The sequence below is a fragment of the Variovorax sp. GW821-FHT10C12 genome (assembly GCF_059415405.1).
The window spans coordinates 52,258-69,874 of the sequence record NZ_JBWKNE010000003.1 but is presented as its reverse complement, the minus strand read 5'-3'; the positions used below and the strand labels follow the sequence as shown (position 1 = coordinate 69,874).

General features: G+C 70.3%; 15 protein-coding genes. 8 read left to right on the top strand and 7 right to left on the bottom strand.

What is annotated here, in order from left to right:
- The first annotated feature begins 11 nt into the window (after nt 1-11).
- On the top strand, nt 12-605 hold the full coding sequence (locus tag AC07OH_RS16840; RefSeq protein ID WP_495301460.1) for a GNAT family N-acetyltransferase: 594 nt from the start codon (nt 12-14) through the stop codon (nt 603-605).
- Here AC07OH_RS16840 and AC07OH_RS16835 read toward each other — a convergent pair.
- The 3 genes from AC07OH_RS16835 to AC07OH_RS16825 are packed head-to-tail and all read right to left on the bottom strand — an operon-like array spanning nt 597 to nt 4,134.
- Complete coding sequence (locus AC07OH_RS16835; protein WP_062480617.1) at nt 597-1,310, bottom strand: sulfite exporter TauE/SafE family protein; 714 nt, start codon at nt 1,308-1,310, stop codon at nt 597-599. The genes AC07OH_RS16840 and AC07OH_RS16835 overlap by 9 nt on opposite strands.
- Nucleotides 1,307-2,719: an amidohydrolase family protein gene (locus AC07OH_RS16830; RefSeq protein ID WP_495301459.1), complete on the bottom strand. Its 1,413-nt coding sequence runs from the start codon at nt 2,717-2,719 to the stop codon at nt 1,307-1,309. Before AC07OH_RS16830 ends, AC07OH_RS16835 begins: the two co-directional genes overlap by 4 nt.
- Before the next feature lie 38 nt (nt 2,720-2,757).
- The gene (locus AC07OH_RS16825; protein WP_495301785.1) at nt 2,758-4,134 is read right to left on the bottom strand and encodes a uracil-xanthine permease family protein; all 1,377 of its coding nucleotides are present in this window, start codon (nt 4,132-4,134) and stop codon (nt 2,758-2,760) included.
- Nucleotides 4,135-4,281: 147 nt separating this feature from the next.
- Here AC07OH_RS16825 and AC07OH_RS16820 point away from each other — a divergent pair, with 147 nt between their 5' ends.
- Entirely contained in the window at nt 4,282-5,322 is a 1,041-nt protein-coding gene (locus AC07OH_RS16820; RefSeq protein WP_495301458.1) for a LacI family DNA-binding transcriptional regulator, read from the top strand.
- Between the two features lie 7 nt (nt 5,323-5,329).
- Here the strand turns inward: AC07OH_RS16820 and AC07OH_RS16815 are convergent, their stop codons facing one another.
- Nucleotides 5,330-6,688 carry a PQQ-dependent sugar dehydrogenase gene (locus tag AC07OH_RS16815; RefSeq protein ID WP_495301457.1) on the bottom strand — a complete coding sequence of 453 codons (1,359 nt, stop codon included), beginning with the start codon at nt 6,686-6,688 and terminating at the stop codon, nt 5,330-5,332.
- Between the two features lie 130 nt (nt 6,689-6,818).
- Between AC07OH_RS16815 and AC07OH_RS16810 the strand changes: the two genes are divergently transcribed.
- From AC07OH_RS16810 to AC07OH_RS16790, 5 genes are all read left to right on the top strand, one after another.
- Nucleotides 6,819-7,592, top strand: a complete 774-nt coding sequence (locus AC07OH_RS16810; RefSeq protein WP_495301456.1) for an alanyl-tRNA editing protein — start codon at nt 6,819-6,821, stop codon at nt 7,590-7,592.
- A gap of 61 nt (nt 7,593-7,653) precedes the next feature.
- Nucleotides 7,654-9,882, top strand: coding sequence for a protein-disulfide reductase DsbD family protein (locus tag AC07OH_RS16805; RefSeq protein WP_495301455.1), 2,229 nt, complete (start codon nt 7,654-7,656; stop codon nt 9,880-9,882).
- A 127-nt stretch (nt 9,883-10,009) separates the two neighbouring features.
- On the top strand, nt 10,010-10,702 hold the full coding sequence (locus AC07OH_RS16800) for a redoxin domain-containing protein (protein WP_175497060.1): 693 nt from the start codon (nt 10,010-10,012) through the stop codon (nt 10,700-10,702).
- A 126-nt stretch (nt 10,703-10,828) separates the two neighbouring features.
- The gene (locus AC07OH_RS16795) at nt 10,829-12,136 is read left to right on the top strand and encodes an MFS transporter (protein ID WP_495301454.1); all 1,308 of its coding nucleotides are present in this window, start codon (nt 10,829-10,831) and stop codon (nt 12,134-12,136) included.
- A 152-nt stretch (nt 12,137-12,288) separates the two neighbouring features.
- Entirely contained in the window at nt 12,289-13,269 is a 981-nt protein-coding gene (locus AC07OH_RS16790) for an AraC-like ligand-binding domain-containing protein (RefSeq protein WP_492678977.1), read from the top strand.
- A gap of 10 nt (nt 13,270-13,279) precedes the next feature.
- On the opposite strand, the gene AC07OH_RS16785 is transcribed toward AC07OH_RS16790, so the two are convergent.
- Together AC07OH_RS16785 and AC07OH_RS16780 are read right to left on the bottom strand one after the other, a co-directional pair.
- Entirely contained in the window at nt 13,280-14,578 is a 1,299-nt protein-coding gene (locus tag AC07OH_RS16785; protein ID WP_495301453.1) for a hypothetical protein, read from the bottom strand.
- A gap of 4 nt (nt 14,579-14,582) precedes the next feature.
- A complete protein-coding gene (locus AC07OH_RS16780) occupies nt 14,583-15,572 on the bottom strand; it encodes a tripartite tricarboxylate transporter substrate binding protein (protein ID WP_495301452.1) in 990 nt (329 codons plus the stop codon).
- A gap of 156 nt (nt 15,573-15,728) precedes the next feature.
- On the opposite strand from AC07OH_RS16780, the gene AC07OH_RS16775 reads away from it, so the two are divergent.
- A complete protein-coding gene (locus AC07OH_RS16775) occupies nt 15,729-16,661 on the top strand; it encodes a LysR substrate-binding domain-containing protein (protein WP_495301451.1) in 933 nt (310 codons plus the stop codon).
- Here AC07OH_RS16775 and AC07OH_RS16770 read toward each other — a convergent pair.
- Nucleotides 16,658-17,572 carry a LysR family transcriptional regulator gene (locus AC07OH_RS16770; RefSeq protein ID WP_495301450.1) on the bottom strand — a complete coding sequence of 305 codons (915 nt, stop codon included), beginning with the start codon at nt 17,570-17,572 and terminating at the stop codon, nt 16,658-16,660. The two genes, AC07OH_RS16775 and AC07OH_RS16770, sit on opposite strands and share 4 nt — an antisense overlap.
- Between the last annotated feature and the right edge of the window lie 45 nt (nt 17,573-17,617).

The window sequence follows — 17,617 nt, the reverse complement described above, 5'->3', positions numbered from 1 at the left end:
CAATCGGTCGCATGACCGAAGAAAGCACACATCCGCCCCTCATCGAATTCGACACCCCGCGCCTGCGGGTGCGCCAATGGCGCGAGAGCGATCTCGCGCCATTTTTCGCGCTGGCCTGCGACCCGCAGGTGATGGAGTTCCTGCTGCCCTTGCCCACGCGCGCCGAGAGCGACGCCGCGGCCCACCGTACCCAGGCGCTCATCGCGCAGAAGGGCTGGGGCTTCTGGGCCGTCGAGCGCAAGGACACCGGCGAGTTCATCGGCTTCACCGGCCTGAACGTGCCGATGGCCACGCTGCCTTTCTCGCCCTGCGTGGAGATCGGCTGGCGCCTGTCGCGCGCCAGCTGGGGCCAGGGCTTCGCGACGGAGGCCGCGCGCGGCGCGCTGCAGGTCGGCTTCGAACGGCTCGGGCTCGACGAGATCGTGGCGTTCACCGCCAACGGCAACCTGCGCTCGGCCGCCGTGATGGCGCGCCTGGGCATGCACGAGGACGTGGCCGGTGCCTTCGAGCATCCGGCAGTGCCCGAAGGCGATGCGCTGCGCGGCCACCGGCTGTTTCGCATCGACCGCGCGGCATGGCAGGCCGCGCAGCGCGCCTCAGAATGAATGCAGCAGCAGTGCGGCGCCCGACACGATCGCGAAGACCTGCACGAAGATGCGCAGCACGCGGCCGTTGATGCGCCGATGCACCACGCGGCTGAGCACCGCGCCCACGACGAGCGCAGGCAACAGCAGGGCTGCGGCGTAGAGCTGTGAGCCGTCGATGCGCCCCGCCGCCATCAGCGTGGCCAGCGACACCAGCTCACCGACCAGAAAGCACAGCGCGATGGTCGAGCGCATGGTGGGCGCCGGCTGGTGCTGGTAGACCAGCGCCAGCGGCGGCCCGCCGATGCCGGTCGCGGTTTCGGTGACGCCGGTGACGAGCCCCGCCGCCACGAACGCGGTGCGGCCCGGCGAGAAGGCCGGCATCATCAACGTGACCAGCGCCGCCGCGATGGTCGAGGCGCCGACGAACAGCGACAGGTGGCTCGCGCTCAGCGCCGCCAGCACCCACAGGCCGCCGACGGTGCCGAGCAGGCGCCCGCCGGTGATCCAGCTGGCGCCGGTGCGGTCGATGGCGCCGCGCTCGCGCCACATCACGTAGAAGTTCAGCGGCAGCATCAGCACCAGCACGCACACGGGCAGCAGGTCGGGGCGCACGATGCCGATCACCGGCGCGGCGATGAGCGCAAAGCCGACGCCGGTCGCGCCCTGCACGAAGGCGGCGAACAGCACGGCGAGCGAGACGAGGACGAGGTGCTGCGCGCTCACTGCGAGTGCCGCTCCGAGGCCAGGCGGCGGTGCGCGGCGGCCGGGGGATGCAAGCGCACGATGGGCGCGCGGTCCATGGCCGCGTGGGCGACGCGCGCCAGCTGATGCTGCAGCGCGCGCGCATCCCAGTCGGGCGGCCAGCCTTCCCACAGGCGCAGGCGTCCGTCGACGAACACGGCCACGATCTGGTCGCGGTTGCCCAGGCGCACGAGGTCCCACGTGAGGTCGACCGAGGTGCACATCTCGGGCGTGTCGACATCGACGATGAGGAAGTCGGCCGCCTTGCCCACGGCGATCTCGCCCGTGAGGTGGCCCAGGCCCACGGCGCGCGCGCCTTCGTGCGTGGCGTGGTCGAACCAGGTCCAGCCGCCGCCACTCGACGCATCGCCGATGGCCATGCCGAAGGCCAGCTTCTGCGCGGCTTCGGCGGCGTCCATCAGGCGGAAGGCGTCGCTGCGCGTGGCGTCGGTGCCCAGGCCGAAGCGGATGCCCAGCGCGGCCATCAGGTTCGCGGGCGCCACGGCGTTGCCCTTCCACTGGCTGGCGACGGGGTTGTAGCTCACGGCGGTGTCGGTGTCGCGCAGCACCATGAGTTCCGAGGGCGTGACCAGCGTGCCGTGCGCAATGAGCACCTGCGGGCCGAGCGCGCCCAGGTGCGCCAGCAGCTCCAGCGGCCGCCTGCCGCGCTGCACGACCGAGCGCTCGACCGAGGCGAGGTGTTCGTTGACGTGCGTCTGGAACACGGTGCGCGCCTCGGCGCACAGGGCCGACACGGCGACCAGCATCTCGTCGGACGCCGCTTCGGGCACCGAGATGGCAAGCGAGGGATGCACCAGCTCCGCACCCGACCACTGCTGCAGGAACTGCGCGGCATGCGACTGGATCGCCTGCCGTTCGGTGGCGCTGCTGTCGTTGCCGCCGTCGTTGCAGATCAGGCCCAGCACGCAGCGCAGCCCGGCCTCCTGCACGGCGGCGGCCACGGCGCCGATGTCGCCCGGCGCGCGCGTGCCCGCGTCGCACACGGTGGTGAAGCCGCCGCGCAGCGACTCGAGCGCCGCAAGCTTGGACGCCATGTAGACGAACTCGTCGTCCAGGCTCGACTCGAGCGGCACCCACACGCGCCGGAAGATCTCGGACGGCTCGCCATAGGCCAGCGACTTGCCGAAGGACTGCGTGAGGTGGTGGTGCGCGTCGATCATGCCCGGCATCAGCAGCTTGCCGGGCAGGTGCAGCGGCGTGAGCTGCGGGTGGCGGGCGATGAGCGCGTCGGCGGGGCCGACCTCGCGAAAGCGCCCGCCTTCGATGCGCACGGCATGGCCGGTGGCGGGGCCGTCGCGCAGCATCAGGTGGTCGGGAACGAGCAGCAGCTCGTCGGCCGCGAAGTGCGCGGCATCGAGTTCAGGAGACATGATGAAAGGAGAGAACGGGAAAGGAAATGAGGAGGCGCTCATTGCGGCGCCGGTGCGATGGCCGGGCTGTCGGCCGGCACGCGGTTGAACACCAGGTTGAGCACCACCGCCGTGAGCGAGCCCATGGCCAGGCCGTTGCCCAGCACCAGCTGCAGCGTGTCGGGAAAGCGGCTGTACAGGCCCGGCACGACGATGGGCAGCAGGCCCATGGTCAGCGCGCCGGCCAGCACGAACATGTTGCCGCGCTCGTGCAGGTCGACCTTGCGCAGCATGTCGATGCCCATGGTGCCGATGATCGCGAACACCACCATCGCGGTGCCGCCGACCACGGCCGACGGAATGGCGCTGGCCAGCCGGCCCAGCGGCGCCGACAGCGCGATGAGGATCAGGATCACGCCGGCCGCGGCCGTCACGTAGCGCGAACGCACGTTGGTGGCGCGCACGATGCCGATGTTCTCGCCGCTGGTGATGATCATCGAGGTGCCGAACAGGCCCCCCGCCAGCGACACCAGCGCGTCGCCGCGGATGGTGCGCGGCACCACGTCGCGCGGATCGATCTTGCGGCCCACCACCTCGGCCACCGCCACGGTCTGCCCCGTGGCCTCGACCATCGAGATGATGCTGAAGATCAGGAGCGGCACGGCCGCCACCAGGTCGAAGCGCGGCATGCCGAAGGGCAGCAGCGTCGGCGCGCTCCAGAAGGGGCCGGCCGCCACGCTGCTGAAGTCCATCAGCCCGCAGGCCGCGGCCAGCACCGTGCCGGCCAGCAGCCCCAGCAGCACCGCGAGCTGGCCGAGCGTGCCCTTGAACACGCGCGCGAACAGCACCGTGAAGCCGATGGTCGCGAGCGCCAGCCCGATGTTCACCGGGTCGGCAAAGGTGGACGTGCCGGCCTTGCCCGCGATGATGCCGCCGTACACCTTCACGAGGTTGATCGACACCAGCAGCAGCAAGGTGCCGATGACGATCTTCGGAAAGTAGCGCAGGCAGCGCGCGAACACCGGCAGCACCAGGAAATAGAAGAGCGCCGTGAGGATCACCGCGCCCGAGGCGGTCTGCAGGTCGCGCTGCTGGGCGATGGTCACGAACATCACGATGGGCGCGCCACCCGGCACCATCACGAAGGGCAGGCGCGCGCCGAACTTCCACGGCCCGAACGACTGCAGCAAGGTGCCCACGCCGCACAGCAGGAAGGTGGCGCTGATCAGGTTGACCGTGAGCGCGGACTCCAGCCCCAGCGCCTTGGCCACGAGGAACACCGAGGTGATCGGCACGGCCGCCATCACCAGCACGTGCTGCAGGCCGAACAGCAGCAGTTGCGACAGGGGCAGCACCGCATCGACCGGGGCGATGGCGGAAGGCGCGCCGACAGGCACGACCGGGGGCACAGCAGAGGCATCGGGCACACGGGACATCATGGAATCCTTGAACCGGGACCGCGCCCAAATCGATTTGGGCGCACTGGCAAAAAAAGCCGCCGAAGCGGGTGAAGTACATTCCGTGGCATGGCGCCCCAAAACGATTTGGGAATTGAATCACCGCTTTTCGAAAAGGTCAACGGGATGAGCACCAATCCATCGCCGCGGGCAAACATCAAGGACGTGGCACGCGAAGCGGGCGTGTCGCCGACCACCGTCTCGCACGCGCTCAACGCCCGGGGCCAGGTCGACGCCGAAACGCGCGCGCGCGTCGAGCAGGCGGCGCTGAAGCTGGGCTACCGGCCCAACCGCAATGCGCAGCGGCTGCGCACGGGCGAGGCGCACATGATCGTGCTGCTGTCTTCGATGCCCTTCGCGGTGGCCGGCGGCCCGTCGCGCCTGGGCTTCCTGATGGAGGTGGCGGCCGTGGCGGCCGCCGCAGCCCTGGACCGCCGCCTGGCGCTGGTGCTGGCGCCGCCGATGGAAACCGGGCGCGTGCCCATGGAGCTGCTCGACGTGGACGGTGCGCTGGTCATCGAGCCTTCGGCGGGCGACCCCAACCTGGCGTACCTGCTGCGGCGCGGCCTGCCGGTGGTGGCCATCGGCAAGCCGGCCGAGGAAGCCGCCGACGGGCCGGCGATGCCGCCCTATGTCGACATCCATTCGGGCCAGACGACGCGCCTGCTGCTCGAACACCTGCACGACCAGGGCGCGCGCAAGGTCGCGATGATCCTCGGCTCGGCCGCGCGCAATTCCTATGTGGAAGGCCAGGCGGCCTACCAGGCCTTCGCCGCCGCGCGCGGGCAGGCACCGCTGCTCTCGCTGGTCGACGAGGCCGAGGGCGAGAACGGCGGCCGGCAGGCCGCGCTGGCGCTGCTGGCGGCGCACCCCGACATCGACGCCTTCTGCGTGCCGGTCGACGCGTTCGCCTCCGGCACGGTGACGGCCGTGCACGAATCGGGCCGACGCATTCCCGAGGACGTGATGGTCGCCACGCGCTACGACGGCCTGCGCGCGCGCACCTGCGTGCCGCCGCTCACGGCTGTCGACCTGCACCTGGACGAGGTGGCGCAGCAGGCGATTGCGCTGCTGTTCGACCACCTGCGCGGCGACACCAGCCGGCGCCGCGTCGACGGGCCGGCGGCCCAGTTGGTGCCGCGCCTGTCGTCGGCACGCCGGGGCTGATCGCGCTTCAGTTGGGCTTGCTGCGCGACACGCGCCACACCGCGTTGCCCACGTCGTCCGCCACCAGCAGCGCGCCGTTCTTGTCCAGCGCCACGCCCACCGGCCGGCCGTGCGCCTTTTCGTCGGCGCTCAGGAAGCCCGTGAGCACGTCGACCGGCGGCCCGCTCGGCTTGCCGCCGATGAAGGGCACGAACACCACCTTGTAGCCCGACTTGGGCTTGCGGTTCCACGAGCCGTGCTCGCCGATGAAGGCGCCGCTCGCGAACTCGGGCGGCATGCCGCGCGCGTGCGAGAACACCAGCCCCAGCGGCGCGACGTGCGCGCCCAGCGCGTAGTCGGGCGCCAGCGCCTTGGCCACGCGCTCGGGCTGTTGCGGCGTGACGCGCGCATCGACCACGCCACCCCAGTAGCTCCAGGGCCAGCCGTAGAAGGCGCCCTCTTTCACCGAGGTGAGGTAGTCGGGCACGAGGTCGCTGCCGATCTCGTCGCGCTCGTTCACCACGGTCCACAGCACGTTGGTCTCGGGCTCCCAGCCCAGGCCGTTGGGGTTGCGCAGGCCGCTGGCGAACAGGCGCTTTTCGCCGCTCTTCGCATCGACCTCCCAGATCGCGGCGCGGCCCTCTTCGGCCGCCATGCCGTTCTCGCCGATGTTGCTGTTGGAGCCGACCGTCACATAGAGCTTGCTGCCGTCGGCATTGGCGATGACGTTCTTGGTCCAGTGGTGGTTGATGCCCGCGGGCAGCGCCGTCACCACGGTGGGCGTGGCGCTGACCGAGGTCTGGCCCTCGGTGTAGGGCACCTTCACGAGCGCGTCGGCGTTGGCGATGAAGAGCTCGTTGCCGACCAGCGCCATGCCGTAGGGCGATGTCAGGTTCGCCAGGAACACCTGCTTCACCTCGGCCAGGCCGTCGCCGTCGGCGTCGCGCAGCAGGGTGATGCGGTTGGCGCTGGGCACGCCGGCGCCCGCGCGCCCCATGACCTTGCCCATGACCCAGTTGCGCACCGCGGCGACCGGGCCACCGGCGCCGCTGCCTTCGGGTTGGGGCGGCTTGTTGCTCTCGGCCACCAGCACGTCGCCGTTGGGCAGCGTGTAGACCCAGCGCGGGTGGTCCAGCCCGCGCGCCAGCGCCGTCACGCGCAGGCCTTCGGCGGGGGTGGGCGCGGCGGTGTCGGTCCAGCCGACGGCGGGCGCCACGTTGACGGTGGGGATCAGCGTCTTGTTCGGATCGGCCAGCTGCGGCCGGGGGCCGGTCGTGAGTTCGGGCGCGAGCTTGGCGGCCTCGCCGCAGCCGGCGACGAGCAGCACGGCGGCCACGGCCGCTGCAGAAAGAGCGAGGCGGACGGGAAGGTGCGGCGATGCGTTCATGCAGATTCCTTGCGCGGCAGGCGGCCGCAGACCGCCGGATCATGCGCAATCGCACGGCGCGGGCGTGTCGGTCGTGGGCGCTTTCCGGCGTGCGCGCACCTTCTTCGCGCATCGTCGCTACCATCGCCGCATGACCGACGACCTGTTCCGCGCCGACGCCTACCTGCGCACCTGTGAAGCCCGCATCCTGCGCATCGACGACACCGGCATCGTGCTGGACCGCACCGTGTTCTATCCGCTGGGCGGCGGGCAGGCTGGCGACGCCGGCGCGCTGGTGCTCGCCGACGGCCGCGAAATCGCCATCGCCGACACCCGCAAGGCCAAGGACGCCGAAGGCCAGCCGACCGCCGAATTCGTCCACGTGCCCGCGCCCGACCAGGCCGAGCTGCTGGCCGCGCTGGCGCCCGGCGACACCGTCACCGCCCGCCTCGACTGGGAGCGCCGCCACCGGCTGATGCGCTTCCACACCGCCAGCCACCTGCTGTGCCACCTCGTGCCGGTGCCGGTGAACGGCTGCTCGATCACGCCCGAGTACGCGCGCATCGACTTCCACATCACCGACCCGCTCGACAAGGAAACGCTCACCGCCGGCCTCGCCAAGCTGGTCGAGGCCGCCCACCCGCTGACCGTGGGCGCCATCAGCGACGCCGAGCTCGACGCCAACCCCACGCTGGTCAAGAGCATGAGCGTGCAGCCGCCGCGCGGCACGGGCACGGTGCGCACCATCCGCATCGGCGGCACGGGCGAAGACGGCGGCGCGCCGTCGATCGACTTCCAGCCCTGCGGCGGCACGCACGTGGCCAACACGGCGGAGATCGGCGCCATGGTCGTCACCAAGATCGAGAAGAAGAGCGCGACCACCCGGCGCGTGGTGCTGGGCTGGCCCGCGGCCACCGCCGTCTGAGCCCCCGGAAAGACCCGGCCCCCAGGAACTTCGCCCCGCCCTCTGGCTCCGACTGACCGGCATGACCTTTTCGCGCATCTCTTTCGCTACTTTTCTGATAGCTACCGCCGCAGCCTGCATGCCGGCTGCGGCCCAGCTGGCCCCGAAGACCGGGGCCGTGGTCACCACCCCCCACGTGCGCGCCGAACTGGTCGCCCATGCGCCCCAGGGCGTGGCGCCCGGCGCGCCGGTCTGGGTCGGGCTGCAGATCACCCACCAGCCCGAGTGGCACACCTACTGGAAGAACGCCGGCGACTCCGGCCTTCCGACGGAACTGAAGTGGACGCTGCCCGCCGGCGTCTCGACCGGCGAGATCGCCTGGCCGGTGCCCAAGAAGATCCCGGTCGGCACGCTCGCCAACTACGGCTACGAGAACACCGTGCTGCTGCCGGTGCCGCTCGAGGTCTCCACGCTCTACAAGCCCGACGTGGCGCTCACCGGCGGCTCGCCGGCCATGGACATCAAGCTGCAGGCCTCCTGGCTGGTCTGCCGCAAGGAATGCATTCCCGAAGAGGGCGAGTTCACGCTCTCGCTGCCCACGCGCGGCTCGACCGCGCTGAACAAGGCGGCCTTCGACACCGCGCAGGCCGCGCAGCCGCAGCCGCTGGGCGCGCCCGGCACCATCGCCGTCGAGGGCCAGCAGCTGAAGGTGCGCCTCGAGGGCCTGCCCGCCGCCGTGCGCGGCAAGACGCTCGAGTTCTTCCCCGAAACGCCCGAGGTGATCCGCACCGCGGCCGTCTCCGGCAAGGACTGGACCCAGGCCTGGGACGGCGCGACCTGGACCGCCACCGTGCCGCTGGCCGACCAGCGCAGCGAAAGCCCCACCGCCATGCCCGTGGTGGTGGCGCTGGCCGAGGCCGACCGCCAGGCCGGCCAGCCCGTGGCATGGCGCGCCGAGGCGCCGGTGTCGGGCACCTGGCCCGCCGCCACCGCCGCACCGCGCGCCGCCGAGGTGTCGCCCGCGCTGCAGGCGGCGCTGGCCGCCAACGCGGCCCAGGCGGCGGCCCCCGCTGCCGCTGCGCGGGCCCAGCCCGCCGGCACCTTCATGGTCGCCCTGCTCGGCGCGCTGCTCGGCGGCCTGCTGCTCAACCTCATGCCCTGCGTGTTCCCGATCCTCGCGATCAAGGTGCTGGGCTTCGCGCGCCAGGCCGGCAACGCCAGCGCGCACCGCAAGGCCGGGCTGGCCTACACGGGCGGCGTGATGCTGTCGTTCCTCGCGCTGGGCGGCGCCATGCTGGCGCTGCGCGCGGCCGGTGCGCAGCTCGGCTGGGGCTTCCAGCTGCAATCGCCCGGCGTGGTGGCGGCGCTGGCGGCGCTCTTCACCTTGCTCGGCCTGAACCTGGCCGGCGTGTTCGAGTTCGGCCGCGCGGCGCCGCAGTCGGTGTGCAGCGCGCAGGCCAAGCATCCGCTGGCCAACGACTTCCTGTCCGGCGTGCTCGCCGTGGTGATCGCCTCGCCCTGCACCGCGCCGTTCATGGGCGCCTCGCTGGGCTTTGCCATCGGCCTGCCGGCAGCCCAGGCGCTGCTGCTGTTCGCCGCGCTGGGCCTCGGCCTGGCGCTGCCCTACCTGGTGGCGGGCTTCGTGCCGGCCGTGGCGCGCCTGCTGCCCAAGCCGGGCCCGTGGATGCACACGCTGCGCCGCCTGCTCGCCTTCCCGATGTTCGCGACCGTGGCCTGGCTGGTCTGGGTGCTGGGCCAGCAAAGCGGCATCGACGGCGCGGGCACGCTGCTCGCGCTGCTGGTGTGCCTGGCCGCCGTGGTGTGGGCGCTCACGCTGACCGGACGCACGCGCGTCGTCATCGCCACCCTGATGATCGCCTTCACCGCCGTGCTGGCCGGCACCATCGGCCGCAACATCGTGCAGGTGCCCGAGCCGACGGCCAAGCTGGCCTCGGCAGCACCGAACGACGGCGAGCGCTGGCAGCCGTGGTCGGCCCAGCGCGTGAGCGACATGGCGGCCGCGGGCCGGCCCGTGTTCATCGACTTCACCGCCGCCTGGTGCGTGACCTGCCAGTACAACAAGAAGAGCACGCTGGCCGACGCCGAGGTGCTCGCCGACTTCGACACGAAGCAGGTCGCCATGCTGCGCGCCGACTGGACCCGCCGCGACCCCGCCATCACCGCCGCGCTCACCGCGCTGGGCCGCAGCGGCGTGCCCGTGTATGTGCTGCAGGCACCGGGCAAGGCCCCCGTCGTCCTGACCGAAATCCTCAGCAAAGACGAGGTGCGCGCCGCGTTGGCAGCGCTTTGAGCGCCGATGCGGTGAATTGAAAAAAGATGACAACGCCGCTGTCATGGGTTGTCACACGCACTTGAAGAAACCGTTCTAAGCTGCAGTTGTTGTTTGGAATTTTGTTTTTTTGGAGTTCAAGCTGGCCATGACGCTCTCGCCCACTGTCGACTCACGCTCCCTTCGCGCCGCGCGCCAGGCACGCGCCGCCCTCAGCCGCGCTTCCCGCCGCGCCGTCGTGGCCGCCGCCGTCGCGCTGGGCGCCACCTTCCTCATGGGCACCAATGCTTTTGCCGCGCCCGCCGTGGGCCAGCAGGCGCCCGATTTCGTCGCCGTCGACACCAGCGGCGCCAAGCACAAGCTCTCGGACTTCGCGGGCAAGTTCGTGGTGCTCGAATGGACCAACCCCGGCTGCCCCTTCGTGCGCAAGCACTACGGCAGCGGCAACATGCCGGCCACGCAGAAGGCGGCCACCGACAAGGGCGTGGTCTGGCTCGCCATCAACTCCACCGAACGCGCCGCCAGCGACTACCTGAAGGCCGACGCACTCGACGCCTGGATGAAGTCGCAAAAGGCCGCGCCGACCGCCGTGCTGATGGACGAAGACGGCGTGATCGGCCAGGTCTACGGCGCGCGCACCACGCCCCACATCTTCATCATCGATCCCAAGGGCACGCTGGTGTATGCCGGCGGCATCGACAGCATCGCCTCGGCGCGCGTGGACGACATCAAGACCGCCACCAACTACGTGAACCAGGCGCTGGGCGAAGTGACCGGCGGAAAACCGGTGTCGATGGCGAGCACGCGGCCTTACGGGTGTTCGATCAAGTACAAGAGTTGATGCGTGTGCACGCGCCGCCCGCTGCGCGGCGCGCTGCATTGACAGCTACCTGACTCCCCTCGTCAGGTGCAGGTCGGGAACCCCGACCTACCCTTGGGCCCACAACACCGCCCCAGGGGACACACCATGACTTCCGCGCCTGCCAACGCGCATTCCTCCTCGAAATTCGCCACCGTCCTGCGCGTGACCGGCGGCAACTTCATGGAGATGTTCGACTTCTTCCTGTTCGGCTTCTACGCCACGCAGATCTCGAAGGCCTTCTTCCCCGCGGGCAACGAGTTCGCGTCGCTGATGCTGACCTTCATGACCTTCGGCGCGGGCTTCCTGATGCGGCCGCTGGGCGCCATCTTTCTCGGCGCGTACGTCGACCGCGTGGGCCGCCGCCAGGGGCTGATCGTCACGCTCGCGCTGATGGCCGTCGGCACGCTGCTCATCGCCTGCGTGCCGAGCTACGCGACCATCGGCGTGATCGCGCCGCTGCTGGTGCTGGTCGGACGGCTGCTGCAGGGCTTCTCGGCCGGCGTGGAGCTGGGCGGCGTGTCGGTGTATCTGTCGGAGATGGCCACGCCGGGCCGCAAGGGCTTCTACGTGAGCTGGCAGTCGGCCAGCCAGCAGGTGGCCATCGTCGTCGCCGCCGCGCTCGGCTACTGGCTCAACGTGACCTTCACGCCCCAGGAGATCGGCGACTTCTACTGGCGCATTCCCTTCTTCGTCGGCTGCCTGATCGTGCCGGTGCTGTTCATCATCCGCCGCTCGCTGCAGGAGACCGAGGAGTTCATGGCGCGCAAGCACCGCCCCGACGCGCGCGAGATCTTCCGCTCGATGGTGGCCAACTGGGGCCTCGTGGTCGCCGGGATGATGCTGGTGTCGATGACCACCGTGTCGTTCTACCTGATCACCGTCTACACGCCCACCTTCGGCAAGGCCGTGCTGCACCTGAGCACGACCGACGCACTCATCGTCACGCTGTGCGTGGCCATTTCCAACTTCATCTGGCTGCCGATCATGGGCTCGCTGTCGGACCGCGTGGGGCGCAAGCCGCTGCTCGTACTGTTCACCGTGCTGACCATCCTCACGGCCTACCCGTCGCTCAAGTGGCTGGTCGGTGCGCCGAGCTTCGCGCGCATGCTCGAGGTGGAGCTGTGGCTGTCGTTCCTGTACGCCAGCTACAACGGCGCGATGGTGGTGGCGCTCACCGAGGTGATGCCGATCAGCGTGCGCACCGCCGGCTTCTCGCTGGCCTACAGCCTTGCGACGGCGCTGTTCGGCGGCTTCACGCCGGCCATTGCCACAGGGCTGATCGAGATGACCGGCGACAAGGGCGCGCCCGGCCTGTGGATGACGGCCGCCGCGGCCTGCGGGCTGATCGCGACGCTCATGCTGTACCGCCGCAACGTCGACCCGGCCGACGCGGGCCGCGTGCCCGTCGTCTGAGAGGGTGTGAACCGCGGGCATTGACCCAGCGCGCACCGGCCGTTGACCGGGAGCGCACCGCCCCTGCCGCTCCGGGTGGAAGTACCGATGATGGCGCGCGCCGACCTGCCTATCCTGCACCAGCGCTTCCGGCGCCCCCAGGGAACCACGGCATGAACGCACACCACTTCAGCACCCGGCTCGAACACCCGGCCGACCGGCAGGCCTGCTGGGGCCGCATCAACGAGTCGTACTTCGGCGCGCTGCGCGTGCAGTGCCTCGACCCCGGCCCGTTCGACGCGCGCATGGACGCCTACGAACTCGGCCCCCTGGGCATGTTCATGATCGAGGCGCCCTCGCACCGCGTGGCGCGGCCCGACACGCACCGCGAGATCGCGCTCGACGAGCACTACAAGCTGGTGCTGCAGCTCGAAGGCCACGGCCACATCTCGCAGCGCGACCGCGAGTTCCACCTGCACCCGGGCGACTGGAGCCTGTACGACCCGCGCGTGCCCTATGCCATCACCAATCCCGAGCGCTCGCGCCTGCTGGCCATCACGATCCCGCGCCAGCAGTTCAAGGGCATGAAGATGCCCGACCTGCACACCTGCGAAGCCCACACGCCGGCCATGCAGGGGCTGTACGCGGTGCTCGGGTCGTTCCTCACCTCGCTGGCCGACCAGCTGCCGTCGCTGCCCAATGCCGTCGGCCGCTCGGTCAGCGACACCGTGCTGGGCCTGCTGGCCTCCACGCTCGCCACGCACGCCGACGAGCAGTTCGGCGCGCAGCCGCTGCCGGGCGTGCTGAAGGCGCGCGTGAAGCAGTTCGTGCACGCGCACCTGGCCGACCCGGCCCTGTCGCTCGATCTCATCGCGCAGCAGCTGCGCTGCTCCAAGCGCTACCTGCACCGCGTGTTCGAAGACGAAGACCAGACGCTCGACCGCTTCATCTGGCAGATGCGCCTGGAGCGCTGCAGCGAGGCGCTGCGCCAGGCCGCGGGCGGGCGCACCTCGGTGTCGGAGATCGCCTTCGCCTGGGGTTTCAACAGCAGCGCGCATTTCTGCCGCGTGTTCAAGGCGCAGTACGGCGTGTCGCCGCGCGAGTTCCAGCGGCGCGAGGCGCAGCGGGCGGCGTCGCCGGCGCTCACACACTAGGCGACCTCCTTCAGGGGCTGCCCACGATCCCCGACACGTCCACGATGTACATCTGCCGCTGCGATTCGTGCACGGAGTCGATGCACACCTGCTGGCCGTCGCGGCGCCAGCGCGGGTGCAGGTCGCACCGGTTCTCCTTGCTCAGGTCCGGCGAGGCGTAGAAGCTGCCCAGGTCGTGGCGCCGGCCGGTTTCCATGTCGAACAGGAACAGCACCCGCTCGTGCGTGCGGGCGTCGGGGTAGGTGTCGCTCAGCAGCCAGCGCGTGTTGACCGGCGAGAAGGTCATGTGGCCGTTTTCCACCAGCACGCCGTCGCCGATCACGCGGACCTCGCCGCCCACGCGGTCGTGGTACAGGTGGTAGTGGATCTTCCCGGCGTGCGGGCCCCACACGATGATGTGCTCGTCGTCCTGCCACAGCGGGTGCGAGATCTGGTACTCGGACTTCTCGTAGTCGAAGGTGCCCACGGCCGTCGGGTCGAAGTCGTCCGCCAGCTGCGGCAGCGGGTGGTCGGAGCACTCCAGCAGGCGCAGGTCGGAGCCGTCGGGGTTCATCGTGAGCAGGCGGTGCAGGAAGCAGGTCTCGTCCTCGACGCGCTCGGTCCAGCGGTGCAGGAACAGCACGCGCGACGACGACGGGTTGACCTCGATGTGGCTCACCCAGTGGATCGCCTTGTCCATCGACGCGCGCGGATGAAACCGGCGCAGGTCCTGGTAGCTCAGCAGCAGCCGCGCCGTGCCGGTGGCCAGTTCGGTCGCGTGGATGCCGTCGTCGGCCGGTGCCAGCGGCAGCTCGAACGGCCCGCCGGCCTCGCTGTAGCCGATGGTGCGGTGCGTGATGTAAAGGCGCCGGTAGTCCACGCTCAGAGCCCAGCGGCTGTCGGGCGCCACCACGTAGATCGGCAACGGCAGCAGGCGTTTCGCGCCGGTGTCGACGTCGAGCACGGTGGCGCCGAAGCCGGGGTAGAACGCATCGGCATCGCCGGTGCGGCTGTTGTAGACCAGCTGGCGCCCCGGTGCACCGTCGAGCCACTGCAGCTGGCTGCCCATCTGCCAGTTCCACGCGGTGGTGTCGCCCACCGCATGGAAGCGGTCGTTGTCCTGGAGGTCGAAGTAGCCGATGCGTGCTGCCGCCGTCGGTGTGAGTTCGGCGTCCATCCAGGGCACCTGCTGCGCCAGCAGGTAGCGCCCGCTGCGGTCCCAGGCGCTCTTGTTGTAGTAGCCGAAGAAATGGTGCTGCGCGCCATCGCCCACGCGGCGGCAGGGCACGGGCGCGAGGCGGGGTTGCTCGGGAAGTGGGTTCAACGACATGGGTTCACTCCGCGGCGATGCGGCCTTGCTGGATCACCTGGTCCCAGCGCAGCTTCTCGGCCGCGATGAACTTCGCTGCGACATCTCGCGTGTTCGCCACCGGCGTCATGCCCTGCTCCGACAGCCCCTTGCGGAACTCCGGCGCCGCGACGATCTTGCGGATGTCGGCATTGAGCTTGTCGGCGATGGCGTCGGGCACCTTGGCGCTCACCGCCACCGTGGTCCACGAGGTGGCCTCGAAGGCCGGAAAGCCCGACTCGATCGCGGTCGGCACCTCGGGCAGCGCCGGCAGGCGGGCCTTGCCGGTCACGGCCAGCGCCTTGAGCTTGCCGCCGCGGATGTGGGCCAGCGTGGTCGGCGGGTTCTCGAACATCAGCTGGATCTGCCCGGCCAGCAGATCGTTCAGCGCGGCCGTGCTGCCCTTGTAGGGCACGTGCACGATCGGTGCGTTGGCCGAGAGCTTGAACAGCTCGCCGATCATGTGCACCGACGACCCCACGCCGGCCGAGCCGAAGTTGATGGTGTCCGGCTGCTTGCGCGCCAGTGCCACCAGCTGCTTCAGGTCGTTGGCCGGCAAGGCGGGGTTGGCGACCACGACGTGTGGCATCTCGGCCAGCACCGTGACCACCTTCAGGTCGGTCGCGGGGTCGTAGCTCAGCTTCTTGAACACGCCGTAGGTCGCGTGCAGCCCGATCGAGCCGAGCAGCAGGGTGTAGCCGTCGGCCGGCGCATCGGCCACGAACTTGCCGCCGATGTGCCCGCCGGCGCCGGGCTTGTTGTCGACCACCACCGACTGCTTGTACAGCTTGCCCAGCCGGTCGGCCAGCATGCGGGCCTGCACGTCGGAGCTGCCGCCGGCGGTGAAGGGCACCACGAGCCGGATCATCCGGTCGGGGTAGGCCTGCGGCGGCGATGCCTGCGACGTCGAGGCGACGCCCAGGGCCAGTGCGAGAAGGCCGAGGCCGGCGGCCCTGCGGGGCCAGTGCTGTGTCATGCGTCTTCCTTGCTGTGCGCCGCGACGGCGCGATGGAGAGAGGTGGATAAGGCGCAGTCTAGGAACGCAGCATCATTCTGAAAAATTCATTTTTATTCACAGGCTATGCAGAAAAGATATGCCATGCTTTCCGCTGTACAGCCCAGGAGCCCCCGCATGTCGCGACCGTTGAACTTCCGCCAGATCGAGGCCTTCCGCGCCGTGATGCAGACCGGCACCACCACCGCCGCGGCGGCGCTGCTGCACACCACGCAGCCGTCCGTGAGCCGCCTGCTCTCGCAGATCCAGCATGCCACCGGGCTCAAGCTGTTCGACATCCACAAGGGACGGCTGCGCCCCACGCACGAGGCGCGCCAGCTGTTCGACACCGTGCAGCGCCACTTCCTGGGCCTGGACCGCATCGAGCAGAGCGTGGCAGTGCTGCGCAAGTCGGGTGCGGGCTCGCTGCGCGTGGGCTGCACGCCGGCGCTCGGGCTCGGTGTGATGCCGCAGGTGATCCATGCCTTCTCGCGGCTGCACCCCGAGGTGCACGTCAACCTGCAGACCGTCGGCACGCACGCCTTGCGCGAAGGCCTGCTCTACGGCCTGTACGACGTCGCGCTCAGCACCGCCGCCTTCCACGACCCGCAGCTCGACGCGGTCAGCCTGCACAAGGCCAGCGCGGTGTGCGTCGTGCATCCCGGGCATGCGCTGGCGCACCGCGACGCCGTCCATGTGCGCGACCTGAAGCAGCAGGTGCTGCTCACGCTGAATGCCGACGACGAGATCCACCAGCAGTTCCAGCGCACGCTGCAGCAGCACCGCATCGAATGCGCCGCCACGGTCGAGACCACCTACTCGGTCACCATCTGCATGATGGCGGCGCAGGGCACCGGCGTCGGCATCGTCAACCCCTACGTGGCTTCGGTGTTCGCGCGCGACCTGAAGATCCTGCCGCTGTCGCCGCGCTGCCCGGTGGAGGTGTCGATGGCCTTCTCGCCGCAGTCGGCGCCTTCGGCCATCGCCGAGGAGTTCACCGCGCGGCTGCGCGACTACTTCCAGGGCTTCGTGATGCCCACCGCACGCAGGGCACAGAAGGCGCGCGCCTAGGTCGCAGATGGCGGCTCGAGCAGGTCGACCAGGAAGTCGACCAGCACGCGCACCTTCGGGTTCAGCAGCGGGTCGACCCGGAAGACCGCATGCACGCCGGCGTCCGCGCCACCGTGCTTCGGCAGCACGCGCACCAGCGATTTGTCTGCCAGCGCATCGCGCACCAGCACCTGCGACAGGAACGCGATGCCGCGCCCCGCCTTGGCGAACTCGAGCACCGCGTCGCCGTTGTTGGCCCGCAGCACGCCCTTCGGCTTGACGGAGAACTCCTGGCCCTGGGCGTCGGCAAAGCGCCATTGCTCGCCATCGCGGTTGACCGTGAGGACGATGCAGCTGTGCTGCTTCAGGTCTTCGATCGTCTTCGGCGACCCGCGCCGCCGCACGTAGCCGGGGCTGGCCACCAGCACCCTGCGGTTCGCCGCGAGCTTGCGCGCCCGCAGCGCCGAGTCTTCGAGCCGGCCGATGCGAACGGCCACGTCGACGCCCTCGCCCGCCAGGTCCACGAAGCTGTCCGTCATCACCAGGTCCAGCGACAGCTGCGGATGCCGGTCCATGAACGCCGGCAGCGCCGGCACGATGTAGCGGCGTCCGAACGCCACGGGTGCGCTGATCCGCAGCTCGCCCCGCACCTCGTCGCGCATGCGGCCCAGCGCCTGGCCCGCGGCGTCGAGCCGGTCGAAGGCTTCGCGCGCTGCGGCAAGGTAGGTCGCGCCCGCCTCGGTGAGCGACATCGTGCGGGTCGTGCGCAAGAACAGCTGCACCCCGAGGGTCTGCTCGAGCAGCTTGATCTGCCGGCTGACGGCGGAAGGCGTGATGCGCAGATCGTGCGCGGCGCGCGCAAAGCTCTGGTGCGCGGCCACCCGCACGAAGGCGCGTACCAGCTCCAGCGGCAGATCGGATGTTGCGGCCATTCATTCCTCCTGGGAACGAGTGTATTTCTTTCATGCCGATCCTCG

Bases quoted from the DNA above. Each gene is read 5' to 3' on its own strand.
- AC07OH_RS16840 (WP_495301460.1), top strand. From the start codon at position 12: ATGACCGAAGAAAGCACACATCCGCCCCTCATCGAATTCGACACCCCG.
- AC07OH_RS16830 (WP_495301459.1), bottom strand. From the start codon at position 2,719: ATGTCTCCTGAACTCGATGCCGCGCACTTCGCGGCCGACGAGCTGCTG.
- AC07OH_RS16825 (WP_495301785.1), bottom strand. From the start codon at position 4,134: ATGTCCCGTGTGCCCGATGCCTCTGCTGTGCCCCCGGTCGTGCCTGTC.
- AC07OH_RS16820 (WP_495301458.1), top strand. From the start codon at position 4,282: ATGAGCACCAATCCATCGCCGCGGGCAAACATCAAGGACGTGGCACGC.
- AC07OH_RS16815 (WP_495301457.1), bottom strand. From the start codon at position 6,688: ATGAACGCATCGCCGCACCTTCCCGTCCGCCTCGCTCTTTCTGCAGCG.
- AC07OH_RS16810 (WP_495301456.1), top strand. From the start codon at position 6,819: ATGACCGACGACCTGTTCCGCGCCGACGCCTACCTGCGCACCTGTGAA.
- AC07OH_RS16805 (WP_495301455.1), top strand. From the start codon at position 7,654: ATGACCTTTTCGCGCATCTCTTTCGCTACTTTTCTGATAGCTACCGCC.
- AC07OH_RS16800 (WP_175497060.1), top strand. From the start codon at position 10,010: ATGACGCTCTCGCCCACTGTCGACTCACGCTCCCTTCGCGCCGCGCGC.
- AC07OH_RS16795 (WP_495301454.1), top strand. From the start codon at position 10,829: ATGACTTCCGCGCCTGCCAACGCGCATTCCTCCTCGAAATTCGCCACC.
- AC07OH_RS16790 (WP_492678977.1), top strand. From the start codon at position 12,289: ATGAACGCACACCACTTCAGCACCCGGCTCGAACACCCGGCCGACCGG.
- AC07OH_RS16785 (WP_495301453.1), bottom strand. From the start codon at position 14,578: ATGTCGTTGAACCCACTTCCCGAGCAACCCCGCCTCGCGCCCGTGCCC.
- AC07OH_RS16780 (WP_495301452.1), bottom strand. From the start codon at position 15,572: ATGACACAGCACTGGCCCCGCAGGGCCGCCGGCCTCGGCCTTCTCGCA.
- AC07OH_RS16775 (WP_495301451.1), top strand. From the start codon at position 15,729: ATGTCGCGACCGTTGAACTTCCGCCAGATCGAGGCCTTCCGCGCCGTG.
- AC07OH_RS16770 (WP_495301450.1), bottom strand. From the start codon at position 17,572: ATGGCCGCAACATCCGATCTGCCGCTGGAGCTGGTACGCGCCTTCGTG.